Here is a 23,185-nt window from a genome sequence, read left to right as displayed (position 1 = left end):
TTTTTATGCTTTTAATTTTTCTTTTTCTTGATTTTTTACTACCAAAACACTAATTAAAATACTTGCTTCGTATAATATCATAATTGGAATTGTAACGATAATTTGGCTCAAAACATCGGGTGGTGTAATGACGGCGGCTACAATTAATACGACCACTAAAGTGTATTTTCTGTATTTTCTTAAAAATTCGGGAGTGACTAATCCAATCTTGGTTAAGAAGAAAATAATGATAGGTAATTCAAATAATAGTCCACTTGCAATAGCGGATGTTTTCATCAAACTCATGTAGGAATCAATATCAATCGAATTGCTAATTTCCGGACTCACAATATAACTGGCGAAGAATTGTACCGATAATGGTGCAATTAAATAGTATCCAAATAAAACTCCGATAAAAAATAATATCGAAGAAATAATGATAAACGATGCCGCGTATTTTTTCTCTTTTTCATATAAAGCCGGACTAATAAATTTCCAAATTTCCCATAAAATGAAAGGGAAAGCAAAAATAAATCCCACCGTAATGGAGGTCCACATGTGCATCGAAAATTGTCCGCCCATTTCTCTATTTTGAATGGGAAGATTGATTTCGGTAATACACATCGTATCGCCCATATCAAATTGTTTTCCTAAATCACAAAAAAATTGGTAGGTAACAAAGTCTGGACTTTTTGGGCCAAAAATGATCTCATTAAAAATAAAATCACTGAAAAAGAAAGCTACAATTCCACAAATTAGAATAGCAGCTGAACTTCTTACCAATAACCAACGTAATTCTTCGAGATGATCTAAAAACGACATCTCTTTTATGTTTTTATTTGCCATTATACGATTCCTTCTTTTAAAATATCGTGTAAGTGAAGTATTCCTTTGTATTCGTTGTCGTCAATTACAACTAATTGTGTAATCGAATTGTTCTCCAAAATATTCAACGCTTCCGAAACTAAAATGTTGGAATTGATGTTTTTCGGATTTTTTGTCATGATATCTTGTGCAGTTAAATCGGCAAAAGTATCACGATTATTTAGCATTCGACGAATATCTCCATCCGTTACAATGCCGATTACTTGATTGTTTTCAACAACTGCTGTAACACCTAAACGTTTTTCAGAAATCTCCATTATTACTTTTTTGATAGAAGCATCAGGAGTTACCATTGGTTTGTGAGTAGTATCTAACATGTCTTTTACACGCAATAATAATTTTTTTCCAAGTGCGCCGCCTGGATGATACACAGCAAAATCTTCGCTTTTGAAGTTGCGCATTTCCATTAAACAAACCGCTAAAGCATCACCAAGAACTAATTGAGCCGTAGTACTGTTGGTTGGTGCTAGATTATTTGGGCACGCTTCGCTTTCTACATATGCATGTAATATATAGTGGGATTCTTTTCCTAGAAACGAATTTTTATCCGCCGTCATTCCGATTAGCGTATTACCGAAACGTTTTAACAAAGGTACGAGTACTTTAATTTCAGGACTATTGCCACTTTTTGAGATGCAAATGATAATATCTTCTGGTTGTACCATTCCTAAATCGCCATGAACGGCTTCCGCTGCATGTAAAAACATCGATGGAGTTCCGGTTGAATTTAAAGTAGCTACAATCTTTTGAGCGATTAAAGCGCTTTTTCCAATACCTGTTATTACTAATCTTCCTTTGGTGTTGTAGATTGCGGTAACACTTTTTGCAAAGTCTTCATCTAAGTAATTAATTAAATTTTCAATGCTCTTACTTTCTGAAAGAAGTGTTTTTTTTGCTGTTGATAAAATCGTTTCTGTTGTGCTCAAAATAGAAAAATTAAAAAATTTGTGTGTATTAAAGAAAATCGTATCTTTATGTTTGCAAATTTAGGTAAAATCATATTAATAGAGAATGAATCCAAACGAAATTGATTTACATAAAGAATTAAAGAAATATTTTGGTTTTAACCAATTCAAAGGACTTCAAGAACAGGTAGTTAAAAGCATTATTACAGGAAATAATACTTTTGTAATTATGCCTACAGGAGGAGGAAAGTCGCTTTGTTATCAGTTGCCTGCTTTGGTGTTAGATGGAACTGCTATTGTCGTTTCGCCACTTATTGCGCTGATGAAAAACCAAGTTGATGCTATTCGAAGCTTAAGTTCAGAACAAGGAATTGCCCACGTTTTGAATTCTTCATTAAATAAAACTGAAATTAATCAAGTAAAAAAAGATATTACTTCTGGTATCACAAAATTGTTATATGTAGCACCAGAATCATTAACAAAAGAGGAATATATTGAGTTTTTAAATAGTGTAAAATTATCTTTTGTTGCCATTGATGAAGCGCACTGTATTTCGGAATGGGGACATGATTTCCGTCCTGAATATCGCAATTTGAGAAATATTGTACGTCAGTTAGGTGATGTGCCGATGATTGGTTTAACTGCAACAGCAACTCCAAAAGTACAAGAAGACATCTTGAAAAACTTGGATATGCCTGATGCAAATACTTTCAAAGCATCGTTCAATCGTCCTAATTTATTTTATGAAGTACGCACTAAAACTAAAAATGTGGAATCGGATATCATTCGATTCATCAAACAACATAAAGGAAAATCAGGTGTTATTTACTGTTTGAGTCGTAAAAAAGTGGAAGAAATTGCCCAAGTTTTACAAGTGAATGGCATTAGTGCTGTTCCGTATCATGCAGGATTAGATGCTAAAACGAGAGCAAAACATCAAGACATGTTTTTGATGGAAGATGTAGAAGTCGTTGTGGCTACTATCGCTTTTGGTATGGGAATTGACAAACCCGATGTGCGTTATGTAATTCACCATGATATTCCAAAATCTTTAGAAAGTTATTATCAAGAAACGGGTCGTGCTGGTCGAGATGGTGGCGAGGGTCATTGTTTAGCGTACTATTCGTATAAAGATATTGAAAAGTTAGAAAAATTCCTTTCTGGAAAACCGGTTGCGGAACAAGAAATTGGATTTGCGTTATTACAGGAAGTGGTGGCGTATGCTGAAACTTCTATGTCACGTCGTAAATTTTTATTGCATTATTTTGGTGAAGAATTCGACGATGTAAATGGTGAAGGAGCGGATATGGATGACAACGTTCGCAATCCTAAGAAGAAAGTTGAGGCTCAAGACCAAGTGGTTACTTTGTTAAAAGTAGTTCGTGATACGAAGCAATTATTCAAATCAAAAGAAGTGGTATTTGCTTTAGTTGGTAAAATTAATGCTGTAATTAAAGCACAAAGAATAGATGTATTGCCTTGTTTTGGAAGTGGAAATGCTTTTGATGAGAAATATTGGATGGCGTTAATTCGTCAAGTTTTAGTGGATGGTTTATTAACGAAAGATATTGAGACGTATGGCGTGCTAAAGATGTCAGAAAAAGGCGAGGCGTTCATTAAAAAGCCAGTTTCTTTTATGATGTCAGAAGATCATGAGTATAATGAAGAGGAGGATGAAGCAATTGTTACTGCTGCAAAATCTACAGGAACTGCTGATGAAGCTTTAATGACCATGTTACGTGATTTACGTAAAAAAGAAGCTAAAAAATTAGGCGTACCTCCATTTGTTATTTTCCAAGATCCTTCTTTGGAAGATATGGCTTTAAAATATCCAATTTCTATTGATGAGTTGAGTAATGTTCATGGAGTAGGAGAAGGGAAAGCCAAAAAATACGGAAAACCATTTGTTGATTTAATCAATCGATATGTGGAAGATAACGATATTATTCGTCCTGATGATTTAGTAGTGAAATCTACGGGTGCTAATTCTGGATTGAAATTGTACATTATTCAAAACGTAGACCGAAAATTAGGATTAGACGATATCGCTAAGGCAAAAGGTTTGGATATGGATGGTTTGTTAAAAGAAATGGAGCAAATTGTCTATTCGGGAACCAAACTGAATATCAAATATTGGATTGACGAAATTTTAGATGAAGACCAACAAGAAGAAATTCACGATTACTTCATGGAATCGGAATCGGATAAAATTGATTTAGCATTAAAAGAATTCGACGGCGATTACGATACCGAAGAACTACGTTTAATGCGAATTAAGTTTATTAGCGAAGTAGCGAATTAATTCTTAATTTTTGAAATAAAGAACACAGATTTTAATAATTTGAGACATCCTAAAAATAAAGATCCAAACTCCATCTAAAAAAGAGTTTGGATTTTTATTTTACACGGAATACTCCTTAAACATATAAATCCAGATAATTCGCGATAGTTTAATATTGACTAAAGTTAGACTTAAAATCACAACTCCAATAATCGGGATAATGCGTAAATCGAACGTTTCTTCAAAAAAAGGCATACAAATAAAATAAGTTATTAATGCTTCTGCAACGCCCAATCCGTAACTAACAAACATCGCTCCAAAGAAAAAACCAGGTTCTTTTTCAAATTTTGTTCCACAATGGGAGCAATTTTCATGCATTTTTGGAAAACTAAAGCTAAAATGCAACAATCCTTTTTCAAAAATCTTTCCTTTGTTGCAATTGGGACATTTGTTCCCAAGCATATTGATAATTGTACTAATCATAGTTAATTTATGGTATAAATTTCACCGCGATGTGGTTTTAAAATATCTCTAAATCGAATCATATCTCTTTCTTCTACTACAATAAAAGCGATAGCATGCATTTCGTTGACGATTTCAAAACCTGTTTTTTCTAATGTGATTTTCTCTTTTTCTAAATATTCGTTTAGATGAATATCATGATGTTCCGCTGTTTTGGCTGCAGCTTCTCCTCTAAAATCCCAAATGAGTTTTATTTTTCGCATTTTATAAGTTTCAAAGGGGCAAAGTTACAAAGTCAAGTTTCAAATTACTATTTTTGCAGCATAATTAACAAGAATAGATTATGCCACGCGAATTTCAATTTCAAGTTTCACCCGAAGTAGCGGTCAACGAAGGTTTGTTAGCCCAACATGTAGCGAAGTTATTTCAGGTTAGCCCAAAAGAAATTCAGAAAGTGGTGGTTGTAAAACGCTCGATTGATGCGCGTCAGAAAGCGATAAAAATCAACATTAAAGCCAATGTTTTTCTGGTTGGAGAAGCATATGTTGAATCTAAAATTGAATTACCCGATTATCCTAATGTTTCGAATAAACGAGAAGTAATTGTAGTAGGCGCAGGTCCAGCTGGATTATTTGCTGCTTTACAATTAATTGAATTAGGTTTAAAACCAATCGTTTTAGAACGAGGAAAAGAGGTACGTGGTCGTCGTCGCGATTTAAAAGCGATTAATCGTGATGGTATCGTAAACGAAGATTCCAATTATTGTTTTGGAGAAGGTGGAGCCGGAACCTATTCTGATGGTAAGTTATACACACGCTCAAAAAAACGCGGCGATGTGGATCGTATTTTAGAGCTTTTTGTGGGGTTTGGTGCAACACCGGATATTATGGTGGACGCTCATCCGCACATTGGAACTAATAAATTACCCCAAATTATTCAAGATATTCGAGAAAAAATCATTGCATGTGGAGGTCAAGTACTATTTGAAACTCGTGTGACTGATTTCGTAATCAAAAATAACGAAATGCAAGGAGTTGTCATTCAAAATGGTGATGTGATCTCGGCTAATAAAGTTATTTTAGCCACAGGACATTCTGCTCGTGATATTTTTGAATTATTACATAAAAAAGGCGTTTATATTGAAGCGAAACCTTTTGCTATAGGTGTTCGTGCAGAACATCCACAAGAATTAATCGACCAAATACAATATTCCTGTGATTTTAGAGGTGATTATTTACCGCCTGCACCTTATTCGATTGTAAAACAAGTGAATGGTCGTGGGATGTACTCATTCTGCATGTGTCCGGGTGGCGTGATTGCTCCTTGTGCTACGTCTCCAGGTGAAGTTGTGACTAATGGTTGGTCGCCTTCAAAACGTGATCAAGCTACAGCAAATTCTGGAATTGTAGTGGAATTAAAGTTGGAGGATTTCAAGCCTTATGAAAAATTCGGGCCTTTAGCAGGAATGGAATTTCAAAAAGCTATCGAACAAAAAGCGTGGCATTTAGCAGGAGAAACTCAAAAAGTACCTGCTCAAAGAATGGTTGATTTCACACAAAATAAAGTTTCAAAAAACATTCCAAAAACATCATACGTACCTGGTACCACCTCGATAGAATTAGGTCAAGTTTTTCCTGGATTTTTAACCCAAATCATGCGTGAAGGTTTTGTACAATTTGGAAAATCAATGCGCGGTTATATGACCAATGAAGCTATTTTACATGCGCCAGAAAGTAGAACTTCATCTCCAGTTAGAATTCCAAGAGATAATTTTTCATTAGAACATGTTCAAATCAAAGGCTTGTATCCGTGTGGGGAAGGAGCGGGTTATGCTGGAGGAATCATTTCAGCTGCAATTGATGGTGAAAAATGTGCTTTAAAAATTGCGGAGAGTTTATCAAAATAAAAAAATCACAGCTCTCACTGTGATTTTAATTTTTTAGGATAAAAAGGGGGATTATATTTTTTTAACGTTTACGGCATTCATGCCTTTAGCGCCTTTTTCTAAATCGTAAGTTACCAAGTTTCCTTCTTTAATTTTGTCAATTAAACCACTGATGTGAACAAAGTATTTTTCTCCAGTTTCTACTTCTTTAATGAAACCAAAGCCTTTTGACTCGTTAAAGAAATCGATAGTTCCTCTTCTCTCTACAGGAACTTCATCTGCATCTGATCTTCTTGAAACACCAATTTCAATGCTTTCTATATCTATCTCGATTCTTTTTGAAGGGTCTGGAGGTGTGCTAGTTAAGTGCCCGTTTTCATCTACATAAACATATAAATCTTCTCCTGATAATTTTGGATTGGCTTTACGAGCTTCTTTTTTTTCTTGTTTTTCTTTTCTTTTTTGTGCTCTTAGTTTTTCTTGTTCTCTTTTGTTGAAAGTTTCTTGCGGTCTTGCCATTAAATTCAATAATTTTAATTAGTATTTTTTAAAAGTAAACGGATAAAAACACACAAGCGAAATAAACAAGAAATTTATAAAGTACTTTTATTCAAAGTATTGCGAGAAGAAATTCATATCATTACTAATGCTGCAAAGATAGTGAAAAAAGTGTTCCAATTGTAAAAAAGCACAATTTAATACATGATTTGGGTTTCGAAGAAAATTTATTCAACACACGTTAAACTTATCACAAACTCAAAAACGAGTATTTAATCCTATCTTTTTTCGTATTTTTGACAAGCATTATAACCTATATGATAGAAGAACAAGTAATTTTAGTCAACGAGCAAGATGAGCCTATTGGGCTTATGAATAAGATGGAAGCACATGAAAAGGCTGTCTTGCACAGAGCTTTCTCGGTATTCATTTTGAATGATAAAAACGAAGTGATGTTGCAACAACGTGCGCATCACAAATACCATTCACCGCTTTTGTGGACGAATACTTGTTGCAGTCATCAACGTGCTGGCGAATCCAATATTGAAGCTGGAAAACGTCGTTTGTTCGAGGAAATGGGTTTTCAAACGGAATTGAAAGAATTGTTTCATTTTATTTATAAAGCCCCTTTCGATAACGGTTTAACCGAACACGAGTTAGATCACGTGATGATTGGTTATTACAATGAAGCACCAATTATTAATCCAGACGAAGTGGAGAGTTGGAAATGGATGACCATTGAAGCTATCAAAGAAGATATGATTGAAAATCCTGATGCTTATACCGTTTGGTTTAAAATTATTTTTGACGAGTTTTATCATTATCTAGAAGATCACAAATTGTAAATTTCATTTTGGGAACACAGATTGAAGAAATAAGAGAAATTTTAAAAATCTTATTCCTCAACATTTAAATATAAAACGACATTCTGAATTCAAATTTCTAAATTCTAAATTGCCATGAGAGTAACTGTTTCAAGAAAAGCCCATTTTAATGCTGCGCACCGTTTGTATCGCAAGGATTGGACTATGGAAAAAAATCAGGAAGTGTTTGGAAAATGTAATAATCCAAACTTTCATGGTCATAATTACGAATTGATTGTTTCGGTAACGGGTGTAGTGGATAAGGAAACAGGTTATGTGATTGACACTAAAATCTTATCCGATTTAATCAAAGAACATATTGAAGAGGCTTTTGATCATAAAAATTTGAATGAAGACGTACCTGAATTTAAAGATTTGAATCCAACCGCGGAACATATCGCTTATATTATTTGGCATAAACTTCGCGTTTTAATTGCCGCTGATAAAGAGTTGGAAATTACACTTTACGAAACACCACGCAATTTTGTAACTTATAAAGGTTTGTAATATGGCAATTCAAATTGGAGATAAATTACCAAGTTTTAAAGCTACTAAGCAAGATGGAACTGCTTTTGATAGTCAAGAAATTCAACAGAAACCCGTTGTGATTTACTTTTATCCAAAAGATTTTACACCAGGTTGTACAACACAAGCATGTAGTTTTAGAGATGCGTATCAAGATTTTCAAGATTTAGGTGCTGAAGTAATTGGGGTTAGTAGTGATTCAGCTACTTCTCATCAAAATTTTCAACAGAAATACAAATTGCCTTTTATTTTACTTTCGGATGCTGATAGAAAACTGCGTCGTTTATTTGGTGTTCCAACGGCACTTTTCGGATTGTTGCCAGGTCGCGTAACTTATGTTTTTGATGATAAAGGCTATTGTATTTATGTTTTTGATAGTATGAGTGCGAAAAATCATATTGAAAGAGCTTTAAAAGCCATTCAGAAGGCAAAATAATAAATCCAAAAAAATCTAAATTTTAGGATTTTAATACTTTTTTCGCATCTTTGTACTTCACTATTTGACTATGAAGTTTTATCCTTTAACGTTTACACCAATACTTAAAGACCGCATTTGGGGCGGAACCAAGTTGAAGACGTATCTCAACAAACCTATAGTTTCTGAAACTACGGGCGAGAGTTGGGAAATTTCAACCGTTCCTGGCGACATTAGTGTGGTTAGTAATGGCGTTTTAAAAGGAAAAAACCTCAATGAAATTATCGATTTGTATCCGGAAGAAATTTTAGGAAAATCGGTCATCGCTCGTTTTGGGAAACAATTTCCATTGCTTTTTAAATTTATTGATGCTAAGGAAGATTTATCCATTCAATTGCATCCCAATGATGCTTTAGCAAAAGCACGTCATAATTCTTTCGGGAAAACTGAAATGTGGTATGTGATGCAAGCGGATGAATCGGCACGTTTGGTTGTGGGATTCAAAAAGGATTCCAATCAGCAAGAATATTTAGTGCATTTAGAAAATAAAAATCTGATTGCTTTACTGAATGAATATCCCGTTTCAAAAGGTGATGTGTTCTTTTTAGAAACCGGAACTATTCATGCCATTGGAGCAGGAGTAGTGGTGGCTGAAATTCAGCAGACGAGTGATGTAACTTATCGAATCTATGATTGGGATCGAGTAGATGCTAATGGAAATGGAAGAGAATTGCATACAGACTTAGCTTTGGATGCTATAAATTATCAAACAACCGCTTCTAAAATTGACTACAAAGAAGAAGTAAACAAAAGCGCTGCAGTAGTAGATTGTCCTTATTTTGTAACTAATATTGTTTCTTTACAAGAGACTTTTATTTGGAAAAGAAAAAAACAAGCTTTTACGGTTTTCATGTGTACTAACGGCCAATTTGAAATGATTGTAAATGGAGAAATCTTGCGTTACCGAATGGGCGATACCATTTTGATTCCGGCTTGTATTGAAAACTTAACGGTTAAAGGAAAGGCTACTTTGCTAGAAATTTCGATATAATGTATTGAGAACAAAATATATTATGTAATTTTGCTTCAAATTTTAAATTTATACAAAATGGCAAGCGTTAAAAACTTGAAAAAAGAAATCAACTACGTTTTAGGGGATATTGTAAACATCGTTTACATTTGGGAAATGTCTACAGCTGGAAAACCAACTGAAGCATCTGATAAACTAGTTGATGAAATCTACGAAACTTTTGATACTTTAATGACAAGAGCGAATCAAAAAGACGTTGAGAACAAAAAAGCGCATTTTAAACAAATCCGTAAGGATTACGAAGCGGCTGCAAATCAATTTGTTGCGAAAATAAACGAATTAAACTAAAAAATTGCGATAAAAAAGTGCCAATTTTTTTTGGAAATTTAATTTTCAGAACTATATTTGCACCGCAATAGAGTTGCCGGTGTAGCTCAGCTGGCTAGAGCAGCTGATTTGTAATCAGCAGGTCGTGGGTTCGAGTCCCTCCATCGGCTCTAAAGTAGAAACCATCACAGCAATGTGGTGGTTTTTTTGTTATGTAGTGTTTTGTCTTGAGTTTTATTTTTTTTATTACTTATCATGCGAAAAAATTCGCGTGGTAGCTTAGGAAAATTTGTTTAAGATAAAAATATGTAATAAGACAAAAAAAGCGGTCAATTACTGACCGCTTTTTTTATTTCTGAACTTCTAGAGCTTTTCGTTCTTTAACATACTCATTCAGCATTTTTCCATATTTTGATGTAGCTACTTCTGGCGTCATGCTTTTTTGAATGGTATCTAAATAAATAGTGTTAATGTCTGCAATTTCTGAAAGTGCTAAGTAAGGTGCAATTTCTTTGTTGGCATTCGTAACAGCAAAATGTGCGGTGTAACGGTATTTTCTCGTTAGTAAGTTTTTATAGGCTTTTTCAATACTATCTGTTGTGATTGGATTTGGTTTTAATTCATTTTTCAAACGTTTTTCCATGATGACTAAATTTTGATCTCTGAATTTGCTGTTTAAACTATCAAATTTCATCCATAAATCATGATTTTTAGAACCTGTAATTTTGGCATCAGCAAAAAAGTGTTTTAACGAAGTTTCAATTTTAATATTACCTGGTTCTGCAAAGAAAGGTAAGCTATTGTCAATCGATTTGGTTTGTCCTCTATCTAAAAATAAATACAACATTTCTGGACTTTCTAACGTGATGTGACTTTCAAATTTTGAATTTCCAGATATCTCAATACTATCAAGCATTACTAAAGTAGAATCTTGAATTTTTTGTAAATATAATTTTCCTTGGCTCAATCCCTTTACGTCACCCGTGATGTGAACATTAGCATCAGGATTAACGTCTTCTTTACATGCGATAAGGGAAACAACGGCTACTAGAGCTAAAACTATCTTCTTCATTGTGAATTTTAATTTGTGTTCGCAAAGTAAATAAAAAAATCCTCAAAATACTAAGTACTTTGAGGATTTTCAAGTGCAATGTCAATTGCAAAATTCAATTTTAAATTTTAGCCTCTTAACCAAGCCTCACGAACTGCTTTTTTAGTAGCGTCCGTTGATTGGTAACCATCTTGTTTTTCTTTTGGCATCACTACTTTTCCTTTAACGATTTGCTCTTTACCATCTCTTTTGATTTTAACGGAAATCGAATCACCATCTTTCCAGTTCATGCTTGTCATGATTAAATCGTAGATGTTGTCTAAGTTGTAATTTTTGTCGTTGAAAGCTAAAAGGGTATCGTTGTTTTTTAAACCTAAAGTGGTCATGAACGCATTTAATTCGATTTCAGGTAAAATCATAATTTCTTTTGTGTTAGAATTTACGGTAATATAAGGTTCTCTTTGTCCTTTTAAGAATGGATTTCCTGCTACTTCAATAGTTGCTTCAGTAACTCCCATTTTAGCAAAATATTGCTCGTATGGAATTGGAGTTTCGCCAGCTACGTGGGTTTTTAAGAATTCACCAACCGCAGGATATGTTAAAGCAGTGATTTTATCGAATAACTCTTCGTCTTTAAACGCTTTAGCTGTTCCGTATTCTTTAGATAATTCTTGCATTAGGTTCAAAATTCCTTTTTGACCGTTGCTGTTTTCTCTAATTAAAATATCCACACACATTGCAATTAATGCTCCTTTTTGATACACGTTTAAGTATTGGTCTTTGTAAGGTGGATTCAATACGTTTTTACTCATTTTAGTAAAACTCATATTGTCATTCATTTGGCGCGATTGTGCAATTTTACCTGCCATTCTTTCAAAGAATTCTTTTTCGTCAATTAAGCCTTGATTTACTTGAAATAAGTTGGCAAAATATTCCGTAACTCCTTCATACATCCATAAATGTTCTGACATTTGCGGGTTGTTGAAGTCAAAATATTGAATTTCGTTTGAATGAATCGTTAATGGCGTTACAATATGAAAAAATTCATGAGAAACCACATCTTTTAATTGTTCTTGTAACATCTCTAATCCCATCATTTCTGGCATAACCACTGTAGTTGATGTTGGGTGTTCTAATGCTCCAAAACCTTTTGCATCTTTTGCTGCCATATCTGACAAGTATAATAAGATGGCATATTTTTTTGTTGAGTTGATTGGACCTAAGAAGCGTTTTTGTGCTTTCATCATTGCTTCCATGTTAGGTGTAATTTGTTTAGCAGTATATTTTCCTGTTGGAGAATAAACGCTGATGATAATTTCCATATCATCCACCATGAACGAAGTATAGTCTGGTTTTGAATACATGATTGGCATTTCTACCAAAGTTGCATATTTAGACATTAAAAATACATCTGAAGTTTTACTTGCATCAGCATCTGTCATAGCAGATACTCCTAATAATGTTTCTGGATGTGTAACTGTTAATTTGTATGGTGTTTCTTCTTTTCCTTTGAAGTAACCAATAAATCCGTGTGTATTTAGCATGAAGTTAACTCCTGCATTGATGTTGGTTCCAGCAGGAGAAAATACATCTTCGCTTGCTCCAAAACCAGCGCCACCTTCAGTATCAAACGTGTCATTTACTAAATAAGTAATTTTTGCAAGTTTAGTAGCGTTTGAAATTGAATAGGAATTCTCATCAATTTTTGCAATTTTAAGTGTATTTCCTTTTGCATCAAATGCTTTTACATTTTCTACAAAACGACCATAATCGTCTTCTGAGTATGTTCCCGGAACAGTTTTTGGAAAGTGATATGTAACTGTTTCTGTTGTAAATGTTGGAGGTGTAACAGTTACTAATACTTTATCGTCTTTTACATTGATTAAATCGATTGTAACGGCAACATCATTTTGTTTGGTAGTCGTTTGCGTTGGACTACAGCTCCATAAAAATCCCACAAAAGCAAGGGAAAGCATTATTTTTTTCATCTTATCTAAATTGTATTGCCAATAAGTAGATAGAATGTACATTTTGTTACAATTACCGTTTGGAAATTTTATTCCCAGTGATTTGTCTTTGAAGTTTGCATTTGAATCGGTCAATATCGCTAGTGCGGAGTTTTGCATGCTTGGTTGTTCTACCTTGTACGCGTTCTCGCCACATTCTAAAACTAGATGGTTTCATCTCGCGACGCATGATTTCAATAGTTTCTTGTTCGGAAATTCCAAATTGAAAAGTAATAGCTTCAAAAGGTGTTCGGTCTTCCCAAGCCATTTCTATGATACGATCGATTTGTAATTCGGTGAATTGTTTCTTTTCCATGAAACAAATTTCTGTATAAAATGAAAAAACTCTTGTTGAACAAGAGTTAATTTTTTTTTAATCGAATTTATTTTTGAAATAATATTTGCTGTCTAAGTCTTCGTCTTCCAATTCGTTATACTTTATTGGCTTCGGTTTTGGCTTACTTGTGGTTACTTTCTTTTTCCAAAGTTCAAAATTATCTTTGGACAATCTTTTTCGCATTAATTCGGTAACTTCGTTTTCTGTTACTCCGAACTCCTCTTTTAAAACTTCAAAAGGTTTTTTTTCCTCTTGTGCCATAGCAACAACTCTATCTAGTGTTTCGTTGTCGAATTCTGAAATTTTCTTCTTTTTCATGAAGTAAATACTATTTCTGTCTAGTTTATTGGTTAATAATTCAATATTAGTAAAAAAATAAATTCAAAAATTAGGCCAAACACTTTTTTTTGGAATTTTTAATATTATTCTAAAGTTGATGATAGTTTTTGAAAAAAAATTATAGAATTGTTCTAAACGTTAAATTTATTCTCGGATTTTTAGCTTGTGTAGCTTTTGGAATTTGGTGTTTATAATGAATTTGGCTGCCTTCTTTCATTAATAATAAACTTCCATGATTTAAATTCAAGTTTATTTTTACTTCCGAAATACTATTGTGCTTTAATTGAAACTTGCGTTCTTCCCCAAAACTAACAGAAGCAATTATTGGATTTCTTCCCAATTCTTTTTCATTATCAGCGTGCCAACCGTTGCTGTCTTTTTCGTTTCGATATAAATTAGCTAATACCGTGGTGAAGTTGTGATTAGCCAATTGTTCTACTTTATCTTTGATAAACATCAAAGTGGGATTCCAAGGATGAGGTTGCATTGTTAATCCCGAATACGAATAGGGTTTTCCTTCGTTTCCGAATAAACAAGTTAATCTAGGTTGGGCTATTTTCTTTCCAAATATTGTAATATCGTCTTGTTCCCAAGGCGTTTCGTTCATCAATTTATCCCATAAAAGATCGGCTTCTTCTTTGTTGAAGAAATTCGGATAAAATTCAAAAACCGCATCGGGTAACGGTAAAATTATTTTTTCTTTTGGAAATAAATCGAGCATAAAAAAAGCGATGAATTACATCGCTAATTTATTTATTTTTTCTTGAATTGTATGTTCATAATTACAATTGCGGCAATAATTAATAGAATTCCTATCCATTGAATGAACCATACTTGCTCGTTTAAAAGGAAAAATGCCATCATTACCGAAACGGGTAATTCTAATGAAGACACAATACTTCCCAAACCAATTCCTGTATGAGGAAACCCCGCGTTTAGTAAAATAGGTGGAATTATTGTGCCAAATAATGCTAATACAATTCCCCATTTCGTAAAAATTTCAAAGTTAAAAGGAGTAACTTGGGTGTATAAGCTAAAACCAAAAACGATAATAGCTCCACCTAATAACATATACAAACTTCTTTGTGCAGAAGAAATTCCCAATGCTACTTTGTTAGCGGTAAACATTGTTGTTGTAAAAGATGCAGCTGCTAATAATCCCCAAAATAATCCGTTTGCCCAATCTATTGTTGGGTCATTGAAATCAATTTTAAAAATATTGATAGCTAAAGCCGTTCCAATTAAAACAATAATTACTGAAATTATTTTTTGAAAAGAAGGTGCTTTTTTATCTAAAAACCATTCTAGTAAAACGCCCATCCAAACGGTTTGCATCAATAATACAATTCCAATAGAAACGGGAATGTATTTTACAGCTAAATAATAGAAAACGCTCGTCATACCTAACGAAGTTCCTGCAAGCATTAATTGGAAAATGTTTTTTGGAGAAGCTTTTAAAGCTGTGTTTTTGTTTTTAGTACGTTGAAATAAGTTGATAACTAAAATTCCAATAATTCCATAAATAAATTGTGACGAAGTTACTTCGGCTGTTGTAAAATCTTCTTTGTAAGCTAATTTTACAAAAGTAGCTAACATCCCGTAACTCGTAGCGCCTAATGCAACCAGGAAAACACCTTTAATTATATTGTTGTTTGACATATCCTAAATTTTAAGGGGCGCAAAGATAAATAAAAAGAAAAAAAGAGAATAGAAAAAGGGAATAAGATTCCTAAATTTACTTCATATCTTCCGATAAATCTTTTAAATGAACTCTCAATGCATTTACTGAAATACTAATTTCCCAAAAAGAAATTCCTAACGAAATCAACAAACTAAGCATACTCGCTCCAAAAAAGTAAATCCCGAAGCCTTCTTGATTCACATAAAGCAATAGCATAGCAAAAACCGATAAAAACAAACACATTACGCCAAACAATTGCATGTAACGAATCAATGTTAAACGTAAGTTCAAGTTTTTAATTTCTAGTAAAATACTTTTGTTGTGATTGTCTTCGTAGTTTTTCTTTAAGTTGCGAATGATTTGCGCAATTGTCAAAAATCGATTGGTATAGGCTAAAAGTATTAGTGAAGTTGCTGAGAATAATAAAGCAGGAGTTTCGATTGAAAGTGTCATGATAATTAAAAATTGTATGCTTGTAAATTTACAAAAAAATCCTGACAGGTTTTCGAAACCTGTCAGGATTGATAATAAAAGAATATTTCTTATTTCAACGTCTCAAAACTTCTCTTCACAAAAGCCGTTAACTCTTCTCCTTTTAATAAACCTTGTGAAAGTTTTGCTAAATCTAAAGCTTGTTTTACCAAGTCTTTTTGTGCGTCTTCTGGACTGTTTAAAATAGTAGTGGCTAATTCTGAATTTGTATTTACTACCAAATTATACATATCAGGGAAGTTGCCCATGCCAAACATGCCGCCGCCACCAGACGCACTCATTTCTTTCATTCTACGCATGAATTCAGGTTGGGTAATAATGAAAGGCGCTGCATTGCTATCTAGATTTTCTAATTGTACTGTGTAGTTTTCTTTTGGAACTACTGTTTCAATAGAGGATTTTAGTTTTTCTTTTTCGTCATCTGATAATTTCGAAATCGTTTCTTCTTCTTTCTGAATTAATTTATCGATATGATCTGCATCAACTCTAGCAAAAGTTACATTCTCATTATCCGCTTCTAATTTTTGAATCAAATGAGAAACAATTGGCGAATCTAACAATAATACTTGATAACCTTTTTCTTTTGCGTTATCAATGTAGCTGTGTTGTGCGTCTTTGTTTGAAGCATATAAAACAACTAATTTTCCGTTTTTGTCGGTTTGATTTGGCGCAATAGCTTCTTTTAATTCGGCCAACGTATAATATTTGTCTTCAGTTGTTGGATACAATACAAAATCGCCTGCTTTTTCATAGAATTTTGGTTCCGAAAGCATTCCGTATTCCAATACCACTTTGATGTCGTTCCATTTTTGTTCGAAATCTTGACGATTTTCGTTGAATAGCGATTTAAGTTTATCCGCAACTTTTCTAGTGATATAATTTGAAATTTTCTTCACATTACCGTCAGCTTGTAAGTACGAACGTGATACGTTCAATGGAATGTCTGGCGAGTCTACCACACCTTTTAACATCATTAAGAATTCGGGAACAATTCCTTCTACGTTATCCGTTACGAAAACCTGATTTTGGTACAATTGGATTTTATCTTTCTGAATTTGTAAATCCGATGATAATTTTGGAAAATATAAAATTCCAGTTAAGTGGAACGGATAATCTACATTTAAATGAATGTTGAATAACGGTTCATCAAATTGCATTGGATACAATTCACGATAGAAATTTTTATAATCTTCATCCGATAAATCACTTGGTTGTTTGGTCCAAGCTGGATTTGGATTATTGATAATGTTATCTACGTCAACGTATTCTGTTTTGTAATCTTCTGGAGCATCTTCTGGTTTTGGAAGTGCTTCTTTTTTAGTTCCAAATTTAATCGGAATTGGCATGAACTTGTTGTATTTGGTCAACAATTCACGGATTTTGAACTCTTCTAAAAACTCTACTGAATCATCTGCGATATGTAAGATGATTTCAGAACCTCTTTCCGTTTTATTGTGAGGCACTAAAGTGAATTCCGGACTACCATCGCAAGTCCAATGTGCTGCTGGTTCGTCTTTGTATGATTTAGTGATGATTTCTACTTTAGAAGCCACCATGAACGCCGAATAAAATCCTAATCCAAAGTGACCAATGACACCTGAATCTTTGGCAGAATCTTTATATTTTTCTAAGAATTCTTCTGCACCTGAGAATGCGATTTGATTGATGTATTTTTCCACTTCATCGGCTGTCATTCCTAAACCTTGATCGATAATGTGAAGTTTTTTGCCTTCTTTATCGATTTTTACTTCGATAATAGGATTGCCATACTCTACTTTTGCTTCGCCAATGCTGGTTAAATGTTTTAATTTTAAAGTAGCGTCGGTTGCATTCGATACTAATTCACGAAGAAAAATTTCGTGGTCACTGTACAAAAACTTTTTAATTAAGGGAAAGATGTTTTCTACTGAAACATTAATTTTTCCTGATGCCATATTTAAAATTTTAAGTTAAACAATTTGATGTTTTTCTTTATTTCAAAAGAAATACCAAAGTTGAAGTGATGACAAATTGACATAATTTTTAATCTTATCTTTGTAAAAAATTAGATTCATGCTATCGCTACAAAATATTACTTTTTCATATAACGAAATCCCTACATTGCATTCTATTTCTTTCAGCTTGTCTAAAGGGAAAAATTTGGCACTGATAGGAGAAAGTGGTTGTGGGAAAAGTACTTTGTTAAAATTGATTTACGGTTTGTATGACTTAGATGAAGGTCAGATTTTTTGGAATGATATAGAGGTATTAGGTCCGAAATATCATTTGATTCCGGGAATGTCTTTCATGAAATATTTGGCACAAGATTTCGATTTGATGCCCTATATTACAGTAGCAGAAAATGTAGGCAAATATCTTTCAAATTTCTATCCCGAAGAGAAAAAAGCTAGAATTTCAGAATTGCTAGAAATTGTAGAAATGACTGAATATGCCAATGTAAAAGCGAAGTTTTTAAGTGGTGGTCAAATGCAACGTGTTGCTTTAGCAAGAGTTTTAGCTTTAGAACCCGAAGTTTTATTATTGGACGAACCTTTTAGTCATATTGATAATTTTAGAAAGAATAGTTTAAGACGTAAACTTTTTGGTTATTTAAAAGAAAAAGAAATTACGTGTATAGTGGCTACGCATGACAGTACCGATGTGTTGTCTTTTGCCGATGAAGTTGCCATTATTCAGGAAGGAAGAATAATTGAAAGCGGTATTCCAAAATTCATTTACGATAATCCAAGAGACAAATATGTAGCTTCGTTGTTTGGTGATGTTAATGAGATTGAAATTAACGGAGAACTAAAATTTGTTTATCCTCACCAATTAAAAGTGACTTTGAATTCTGATTTGAAAGTTGAGGTTTTGAAGTCTTATTTTAGAGGGAGTCATTATTTAATAGAAGCGATGCATCAAAATCAATTTGTTTTTTTTGAAAATGAATTTGATTTAGAGACTGGTCAAAAAGTATATTTAGATTTTCTAATTTCTAAATAAATCAAGTTGCAATCATTAATTTCGTATTTTTGTAGCTTAATTTAGAACGAAAAATATGTATCATTCAAAAATTACGGGCTTAGGTTATTACGTTCCAGATAATGTAGTAACTAATGATGATTTATCAAAAATAATGGATACTAACGACGAATGGATTCAAGAAAGAACTGGAATTCAAGAGCGTCGTCACATTATAAGAGGAGAAGATACCACTACTTCAATGGGTGTAAAAGCAGCAAAGATTGCTATTGAGCGTTCAGGTGTTGCTAAAGAAGATATCGATTTTGTTATTTTCGCAACGTTGAGTCCTGATTATTATTTTCCAGGACCAGGAGTTTTAGTACAACGCGATTTAGATTTAAGAACGGTTGGCGCATTAGATGTTCGTAATCAGTGTTCAGGATTTGTATATGCGATTTCGATTGCAGACCAATACATCAAAACTGGAATGTATAAAAACGTTTTAGTTATTGGTTCTGAATTACATTCAACTGGTTTAGATATGACCACTCGCGGAAGGGGAGTTTCTGTAATTTTTGGGGATGGAGCTGGAGCTGCGGTACTTTCAAGAGAAGAAGATTTGACCAAAGGAATTTTATCGACCCATTTACACTCTGAAGGACAACATGCCGAAGAATTATCTTTAGTTGCACCAGGAATGGGCAAGCGTTGGGTAACCGATATCATTGCGGATAACGATCCAAATGATGAAAGTTATTATCCATATATGAACGGACAATTTGTTTTCAAAAATGCAGTAGTTCGTTTTAGTGAAGTAATCAATGAAGGCTTACAAGCTAATAATTTACAAGTTTCCGATATTAATATGTTGGTGCCACATCAAGCGAATTTGAGAATTTCACAGTTCATTCAACAGAAATTCCGTTTAACTGATGACCAAGTATTCAATAATATTCAAAAATACGGAAACACCACTGCTGCTTCTATTCCAATTGCCTTAACGGAAGCTTGGGAACAAGGTAAAATCAAATCAGGTGATTTAGTTGTTTTAGCTGCTTTTGGTTCTGGATTTACTTGGGGAAGTGTTATTATTAGATGGTAGTTTTTATAAAATAGAATAAAGAAAATAGAATATAGAAAAAAACGCTCTGAATTTTCAGAGCGTTTTTGCTATTTACTAATCACTAACGACTAATTACTAAAATTAAAACATTCCACCACCACTTTGTGTTTCGTTGGCATCCCTTTGTTTTCTTGCTAATGCTCGGTTTTTTCCACCACCAAACATGTAATTGAATCCTACATAAAACGTTTGACTTTCCCAATAAAAAGCTCCTTGTTGTCTAAACGGAATATTACCATCAAAAGCAAATCGCATGTTTTCAAAAACGTCATTATAACGAGCTGTTATCGTACCTTTTCCTTTTAAAATGTTGTAGGTTGCTCCAAAATCCATTTTGTACATTGGTTTTCTATCGTATTGTAAGCCTTTGTCTTTTCCTCGGTACATTCCAAATAATTGAAAACGTAAATCTTTGGTTGCTGTAAAAGTGTTGTTTATTCTAGCATTAAATGTAGTTACATCAACTGAAGCATTTTCTAATGCGTTAGTGTTTGCGTTTTGTACCGTTCCTTTTGCGGTTTTAAAATATACATCTGAACTTGCATTAACCGCCCACCATTTTGCAAATTTTAAATTTCCAGAAGTTTCAATTCCAAAAGCATCATTGTTTGAAAAATTGGCATACGATAAAATATTACGGTTTGGATTGTTTGGATCGTTATAAACCGTTCTTGAAATCTCATCCGAAATACTTCTATAGAAAACACCACTTGTGATGGAACCAATTTTTGTAGTTCTAGTATAATTCACTTCAAATGAATTGGTAAATTGTGGTACTAAACCTGGATTTCCTCTTGATTCCATCAAAGGCGTTGTCCATTCTCTAATTGGACTAATTTGTCCAATACTTGGTCGGTCAACACGTCTTGAATAATTGAAATTGAATGAGTTTTTATCGTTTGCTGTATACGTTAAAAAGGCCGATGGATAAGCTGTAAATAAATCATCAGAAATATTTTGGGCATCAGAAAAACTCGGATTGGTTTCGTTGATGGCAAAATTGGCATCTAAATTAAAATATTCTAAACGTACCCCAAGTTGACCACTCCATTTTCCAATTTGCTTTCCTAAATTTGCATAGGCTGAATAAATATTTCTACCAAATTCAAACGAATTATTAGCGCTTGTAAAACTCGGATTAATATCATTAAAACTATTACCCGAATTCTGAATTCTCGTTTCCACTCCCAATTCTAATTTCGTGCTTTCGGTTAACGGATTTACATAATCGGCATTAAATTGAAAATAATCCGTAGTTCCTTTAACAATATTTCTTCTTTCAAAACTTTCTGATGGGTTTAAAATAGTTTCATCATAAAGCGTGTTTTCATCATTTACCGTATGTGAGTAATTCAATTGAAGTTCTAAATTTTCATCTTTCTTTTCAAAATCATGTTTGAAAACCATATCATAGGTTTGGTTTTTGTTGTTTCCATTACTTCCAAAAAGCTGAGTTGTATTTCGGTTTGTAATTGCATCATCATACACAACTGTTGTCAATCCTGTACCAGAACCATAAGTGAAACTTTGATTGGTATAAGCAGATAGTGTGTTTTTTTCGTTGATATAATAATCCATTCCAAGTTTTAATAGATGTGAATTATTTTTATTTCGGAAATTAAAATCTTGACGATTTTCTTGATTGGTTCTTTCGCTATCTACATAACCATTGTTTGCGTTAATTCCGTGATTAAAACCATAATTGGTATAAAAATTTACTTTTCCTACGCGGTAATTCATGTTTAAAGCCGAGTTGGTTTTTGGAGTAATTCCAAAAGTAACTCCAGTGTTGATAGAACCATTAAAACCATCTTGCGAATTTTTATGCAAAATAATATTGATGATTCCGCTCATTCCCTCTGGGTTGTATTTTGCCGAAGGATTTGTAATCAACTCAATTTGTTTGATTGAAGCCGAAGGAATTTGTTGTAACAATTGCTCCACCGAAACATTCGAAGGTTTTCCGTCGATAAGCACACGTACATTGCTGTTTCCTCTCATGCTAATTTCTTTCGTTTGAGGGTCAATACTTACAGTTGGAATATTATTCATAATTTCAGAAGCGGTAGTTCCTGAAGCAATTAGATCTTTTCCAACATTAATTACTTTTCTATCAATTTTTTGCACCATGTTTGAACGTTCTACCACAACTTCAACATCTTTTAATTCGGATACGTCTTCAGAAATAGCGATTGTTCCTAGGTTTTGATTGGCATCTGAAGTCAAATCAATGTTTTTAACAACCGTTGTGTATCCAATAAATTGAATTTCAACCGTGTATTTTTGTAAAGCTAATTTATTAATTACAAAATTTCCGTCTTCTGTGGTTACACCTCCTGTAATAATCTTGTTATTTTCTTTTAGGATAATGTTTACGTATGGTAAAGGTTCATTGGTTTTTTTGTCAACTACTTTTCCTTTGATGCTTCCTGAATTTTGGGCAAAACTTAAAGTTATAGCGCATAAAAAACAGGTAATAATTAATTTAAGTTTCATTTGTTTGTTTTTAATTAAAATGATTGATGATTGTGTTTAATAGACTTCAACAATTGTTAATTGTTACAGGATTTTTGAAATATTTTTTTAATCGAAAAAAAACTAATCACTAATTACTAATCACTAATTACTATTTATTACCTTTGCACGTTCAAAAAAATAAGGTAAAATGACATTACATCACACATTAACTACACACATCCAAAAAGCGGTACTTGAATTGTTCAATATTTCTATTGAAAAAGTTGAATTTCAGGCTACTAGGAAAGAGTTTGAGGGTGATATTACTATGGTAGTTTTTCCTTTGGTAAAAGTATTAAAAGGTAATCCGGTTGAAATCGGAAATCAGATTGGAAATTACTTAGTGGCGAACGTAAATGAAGTTTCTAAGTTCAATGTAGTAGGCGGATTTTTAAATATCGTGATTTCAGATGCATTTTATGTGGAATTTTTCAATTCAATAAAAAACAACGAAGCATTTGGTTTTGTAGCTCCAAAAGAAGGAGAGAAAGCGGTAATGGTAGAATATTCTTCACCAAATACCAACAAACCATTACATTTAGGTCACATCAGAAATAATTTATTAGGTTATTCGGTTGCCGAAATCTTAAAAGCTTCTGGAAAAAAAGTATACAAAACGCAAATCATCAACGATAGAGGAA

24 protein-coding genes and 1 tRNA gene are annotated in these 23,185 nt (G+C 33.2%); 11 read left to right on the top strand and 14 right to left on the bottom strand.

What is annotated here, in order from left to right:
* Positions 1 to 3: 3 nt before the first annotated feature.
* Both tatC and Q0075_RS12055 read right to left on the bottom strand, forming a co-directional pair.
* A complete protein-coding gene (gene tatC, locus Q0075_RS12060; RefSeq protein ID WP_297869728.1) occupies positions 4 to 825 on the bottom strand; it encodes a twin-arginine translocase subunit TatC in 822 nt (273 codons plus the stop codon).
* Positions 825 to 1,790, bottom strand: coding sequence for a KpsF/GutQ family sugar-phosphate isomerase (locus tag Q0075_RS12055; RefSeq protein ID WP_297869727.1), 966 nt, complete (start codon positions 1,788 to 1,790; stop codon positions 825 to 827). Before Q0075_RS12055 ends, tatC begins: the two co-directional genes overlap by 1 nt.
* Before the next feature lie 85 nt (positions 1,791 to 1,875).
* Between Q0075_RS12055 and recQ the strand changes: the two genes are divergently transcribed.
* Positions 1,876 to 4,071: a DNA helicase RecQ gene (recQ, locus tag Q0075_RS12050; protein WP_297869726.1), complete on the top strand. Its 2,196-nt coding sequence runs from the start codon at positions 1,876 to 1,878 to the stop codon at positions 4,069 to 4,071.
* Between the two features lie 99 nt (positions 4,072 to 4,170).
* Here the strand turns inward: recQ and Q0075_RS12045 are convergent, their stop codons facing one another.
* Both Q0075_RS12045 and Q0075_RS12040 read right to left on the bottom strand, forming a co-directional pair.
* Positions 4,171 to 4,533, bottom strand: coding sequence for a DUF983 domain-containing protein (locus Q0075_RS12045; RefSeq protein WP_297869725.1), 363 nt, complete (start codon positions 4,531 to 4,533; stop codon positions 4,171 to 4,173).
* Positions 4,534 to 4,535: 2 nt separating this feature from the next.
* On the bottom strand, positions 4,536 to 4,775 hold the full coding sequence (locus tag Q0075_RS12040) for a hypothetical protein (RefSeq protein ID WP_297869724.1): 240 nt from the start codon (positions 4,773 to 4,775) through the stop codon (positions 4,536 to 4,538).
* A gap of 80 nt (positions 4,776 to 4,855) precedes the next feature.
* Between Q0075_RS12040 and Q0075_RS12035 the strand changes: the two genes are divergently transcribed.
* Positions 4,856 to 6,418, top strand: coding sequence for an FAD-dependent protein (locus tag Q0075_RS12035; protein WP_297869723.1), 1,563 nt, complete (start codon positions 4,856 to 4,858; stop codon positions 6,416 to 6,418).
* Positions 6,419 to 6,469: 51 nt separating this feature from the next.
* On the opposite strand, the gene Q0075_RS12030 is transcribed toward Q0075_RS12035, so the two are convergent.
* Positions 6,470 to 6,916: a cold-shock protein gene (locus Q0075_RS12030; protein ID WP_297869722.1), complete on the bottom strand. Its 447-nt coding sequence runs from the start codon at positions 6,914 to 6,916 to the stop codon at positions 6,470 to 6,472.
* A 296-nt stretch (positions 6,917 to 7,212) separates the two neighbouring features.
* On the opposite strand from Q0075_RS12030, the gene idi reads away from it, so the two are divergent.
* From idi to Q0075_RS12000, 6 genes are all read left to right on the top strand, one after another.
* Complete coding sequence (gene idi / locus Q0075_RS12025; RefSeq protein ID WP_297869721.1) at positions 7,213 to 7,740, top strand: isopentenyl-diphosphate Delta-isomerase; 528 nt, start codon at positions 7,213 to 7,215, stop codon at positions 7,738 to 7,740.
* A 114-nt stretch (positions 7,741 to 7,854) separates the two neighbouring features.
* Positions 7,855 to 8,265, top strand: a complete 411-nt coding sequence (locus Q0075_RS12020) for a 6-carboxytetrahydropterin synthase (RefSeq protein WP_297869720.1) — start codon at positions 7,855 to 7,857, stop codon at positions 8,263 to 8,265.
* A 1-nt stretch (position 8,266) separates the two neighbouring features.
* Entirely contained in the window at positions 8,267 to 8,719 is a 453-nt protein-coding gene (locus Q0075_RS12015; RefSeq protein WP_297869719.1) for a peroxiredoxin, read from the top strand.
* A 70-nt stretch (positions 8,720 to 8,789) separates the two neighbouring features.
* Positions 8,790 to 9,749: a type I phosphomannose isomerase catalytic subunit gene (locus Q0075_RS12010; RefSeq protein WP_297869718.1), complete on the top strand. Its 960-nt coding sequence runs from the start codon at positions 8,790 to 8,792 to the stop codon at positions 9,747 to 9,749.
* A 57-nt stretch (positions 9,750 to 9,806) separates the two neighbouring features.
* Positions 9,807 to 10,076 carry a hypothetical protein gene (locus Q0075_RS12005; RefSeq protein ID WP_026724519.1) on the top strand — a complete coding sequence of 90 codons (270 nt, stop codon included), beginning with the start codon at positions 9,807 to 9,809 and terminating at the stop codon, positions 10,074 to 10,076.
* Positions 10,077 to 10,151: 75 nt separating this feature from the next.
* Positions 10,152 to 10,225: transfer RNA gene (locus Q0075_RS12000), tRNA-Thr, on the top strand.
* 179 nt (positions 10,226 to 10,404) lie between these two features.
* Here the strand turns inward: Q0075_RS12000 and Q0075_RS11995 are convergent.
* The 8 genes from Q0075_RS11995 to htpG form a co-directional block, all read right to left on the bottom strand.
* Positions 10,405 to 11,127 (bottom strand): DUF4369 domain-containing protein, encoded by a 723-nt coding sequence (locus Q0075_RS11995; protein ID WP_297869717.1) that lies wholly within the window; start codon positions 11,125 to 11,127, stop codon positions 10,405 to 10,407.
* Positions 11,128 to 11,234: 107 nt separating this feature from the next.
* A complete protein-coding gene (locus Q0075_RS11990) occupies positions 11,235 to 13,094 on the bottom strand; it encodes a peptidase M61 (protein ID WP_297869716.1) in 1,860 nt (619 codons plus the stop codon).
* Positions 13,095 to 13,146: 52 nt separating this feature from the next.
* On the bottom strand, positions 13,147 to 13,428 hold the full coding sequence (locus Q0075_RS11985) for a TIGR03643 family protein (RefSeq protein WP_297869715.1): 282 nt from the start codon (positions 13,426 to 13,428) through the stop codon (positions 13,147 to 13,149).
* A 57-nt stretch (positions 13,429 to 13,485) separates the two neighbouring features.
* Positions 13,486 to 13,767 (bottom strand): DUF2805 domain-containing protein, encoded by a 282-nt coding sequence (locus Q0075_RS11980; RefSeq protein ID WP_297869714.1) that lies wholly within the window; start codon positions 13,765 to 13,767, stop codon positions 13,486 to 13,488.
* A gap of 139 nt (positions 13,768 to 13,906) precedes the next feature.
* Positions 13,907 to 14,509: an alpha-ketoglutarate-dependent dioxygenase AlkB gene (locus tag Q0075_RS11975; protein WP_297869713.1), complete on the bottom strand. Its 603-nt coding sequence runs from the start codon at positions 14,507 to 14,509 to the stop codon at positions 13,907 to 13,909.
* Positions 14,510 to 14,541: 32 nt separating this feature from the next.
* Positions 14,542 to 15,447, bottom strand: a complete 906-nt coding sequence (locus Q0075_RS11970) for a DMT family transporter (RefSeq protein ID WP_297869712.1) — start codon at positions 15,445 to 15,447, stop codon at positions 14,542 to 14,544.
* Between the two features lie 76 nt (positions 15,448 to 15,523).
* The gene (locus Q0075_RS11965; protein ID WP_297869711.1) at positions 15,524 to 15,922 is read right to left on the bottom strand and encodes a DUF2721 domain-containing protein; all 399 of its coding nucleotides are present in this window, start codon (positions 15,920 to 15,922) and stop codon (positions 15,524 to 15,526) included.
* 89 nt (positions 15,923 to 16,011) lie between these two features.
* Positions 16,012 to 17,895: a molecular chaperone HtpG gene (htpG, locus tag Q0075_RS11960; RefSeq protein ID WP_297869710.1), complete on the bottom strand. Its 1,884-nt coding sequence runs from the start codon at positions 17,893 to 17,895 to the stop codon at positions 16,012 to 16,014.
* Between the two features lie 118 nt (positions 17,896 to 18,013).
* On the opposite strand from htpG, the gene Q0075_RS11955 reads away from it, so the two are divergent.
* Entirely contained in the window at positions 18,014 to 18,943 is a 930-nt protein-coding gene (locus Q0075_RS11955; protein WP_297869709.1) for an ABC transporter ATP-binding protein, read from the top strand.
* Between the two features lie 55 nt (positions 18,944 to 18,998).
* Positions 18,999 to 20,006: a beta-ketoacyl-ACP synthase III gene (locus tag Q0075_RS11950; protein WP_297869708.1), complete on the top strand. Its 1,008-nt coding sequence runs from the start codon at positions 18,999 to 19,001 to the stop codon at positions 20,004 to 20,006.
* A gap of 102 nt (positions 20,007 to 20,108) precedes the next feature.
* Here Q0075_RS11950 and Q0075_RS11945 read toward each other — a convergent pair whose 3' ends face one another.
* Positions 20,109 to 22,523 carry an outer membrane beta-barrel family protein gene (locus Q0075_RS11945; RefSeq protein ID WP_297869707.1) on the bottom strand — a complete coding sequence of 805 codons (2,415 nt, stop codon included), beginning with the start codon at positions 22,521 to 22,523 and terminating at the stop codon, positions 20,109 to 20,111.
* Positions 22,524 to 22,692: 169 nt separating this feature from the next.
* Here Q0075_RS11945 and argS point away from each other — a divergent pair.
* Positions 22,693 to 23,185 (top strand): arginine--tRNA ligase (gene argS, locus Q0075_RS11940; RefSeq protein WP_297869706.1); only part of this gene is annotated, 493 nt, incomplete at its 3' end.

The organism is uncultured Flavobacterium sp. (assembly GCF_937967675.1).
Lineage (GTDB): Bacteria > Bacteroidota > Bacteroidia > Flavobacteriales > Flavobacteriaceae > Flavobacterium.
Note: the sequence above shows the minus strand (reverse complement) of the source record. Positions and strands in the feature narration are given on the sequence as shown.

Bases quoted from the DNA above. Each gene is read 5' to 3' on its own strand.
- tatC (WP_297869728.1), bottom strand. From the start codon at position 825: ATGGCAAATAAAAACATAAAAGAGATGTCGTTTTTAGATCATCTCGAA.
- recQ (WP_297869726.1), top strand. From the start codon at position 1,876: ATGAATCCAAACGAAATTGATTTACATAAAGAATTAAAGAAATATTTT.
- Q0075_RS12045 (WP_297869725.1), bottom strand. From the start codon at position 4,533: ATGATTAGTACAATTATCAATATGCTTGGGAACAAATGTCCCAATTGC.
- Q0075_RS12040 (WP_297869724.1), bottom strand. From the start codon at position 4,775: ATGCGAAAAATAAAACTCATTTGGGATTTTAGAGGAGAAGCTGCAGCC.
- Q0075_RS12035 (WP_297869723.1), top strand. From the start codon at position 4,856: ATGCCACGCGAATTTCAATTTCAAGTTTCACCCGAAGTAGCGGTCAAC.
- Q0075_RS12030 (WP_297869722.1), bottom strand. From the start codon at position 6,916: ATGGCAAGACCGCAAGAAACTTTCAACAAAAGAGAACAAGAAAAACTA.
- idi (WP_297869721.1), top strand. From the start codon at position 7,213: ATGATAGAAGAACAAGTAATTTTAGTCAACGAGCAAGATGAGCCTATT.
- Q0075_RS12020 (WP_297869720.1), top strand. From the start codon at position 7,855: ATGAGAGTAACTGTTTCAAGAAAAGCCCATTTTAATGCTGCGCACCGT.
- Q0075_RS12015 (WP_297869719.1), top strand. From the start codon at position 8,267: ATGGCAATTCAAATTGGAGATAAATTACCAAGTTTTAAAGCTACTAAG.
- Q0075_RS12010 (WP_297869718.1), top strand. From the start codon at position 8,790: ATGAAGTTTTATCCTTTAACGTTTACACCAATACTTAAAGACCGCATT.
- Q0075_RS12005 (WP_026724519.1), top strand. From the start codon at position 9,807: ATGGCAAGCGTTAAAAACTTGAAAAAAGAAATCAACTACGTTTTAGGG.
- Q0075_RS11995 (WP_297869717.1), bottom strand. From the start codon at position 11,127: ATGAAGAAGATAGTTTTAGCTCTAGTAGCCGTTGTTTCCCTTATCGCA.
- Q0075_RS11990 (WP_297869716.1), bottom strand. From the start codon at position 13,094: ATGAAAAAAATAATGCTTTCCCTTGCTTTTGTGGGATTTTTATGGAGC.
- Q0075_RS11985 (WP_297869715.1), bottom strand. From the start codon at position 13,428: ATGGAAAAGAAACAATTCACCGAATTACAAATCGATCGTATCATAGAA.
- Q0075_RS11980 (WP_297869714.1), bottom strand. From the start codon at position 13,767: ATGAAAAAGAAGAAAATTTCAGAATTCGACAACGAAACACTAGATAGA.
- Q0075_RS11975 (WP_297869713.1), bottom strand. From the start codon at position 14,509: ATGCTCGATTTATTTCCAAAAGAAAAAATAATTTTACCGTTACCCGAT.
- Q0075_RS11970 (WP_297869712.1), bottom strand. From the start codon at position 15,447: ATGTCAAACAACAATATAATTAAAGGTGTTTTCCTGGTTGCATTAGGC.
- Q0075_RS11965 (WP_297869711.1), bottom strand. From the start codon at position 15,922: ATGACACTTTCAATCGAAACTCCTGCTTTATTATTCTCAGCAACTTCA.
- htpG (WP_297869710.1), bottom strand. From the start codon at position 17,895: ATGGCATCAGGAAAAATTAATGTTTCAGTAGAAAACATCTTTCCCTTA.
- Q0075_RS11955 (WP_297869709.1), top strand. From the start codon at position 18,014: ATGCTATCGCTACAAAATATTACTTTTTCATATAACGAAATCCCTACA.
- Q0075_RS11950 (WP_297869708.1), top strand. From the start codon at position 18,999: ATGTATCATTCAAAAATTACGGGCTTAGGTTATTACGTTCCAGATAAT.
- Q0075_RS11945 (WP_297869707.1), bottom strand. From the start codon at position 22,523: ATGAAACTTAAATTAATTATTACCTGTTTTTTATGCGCTATAACTTTA.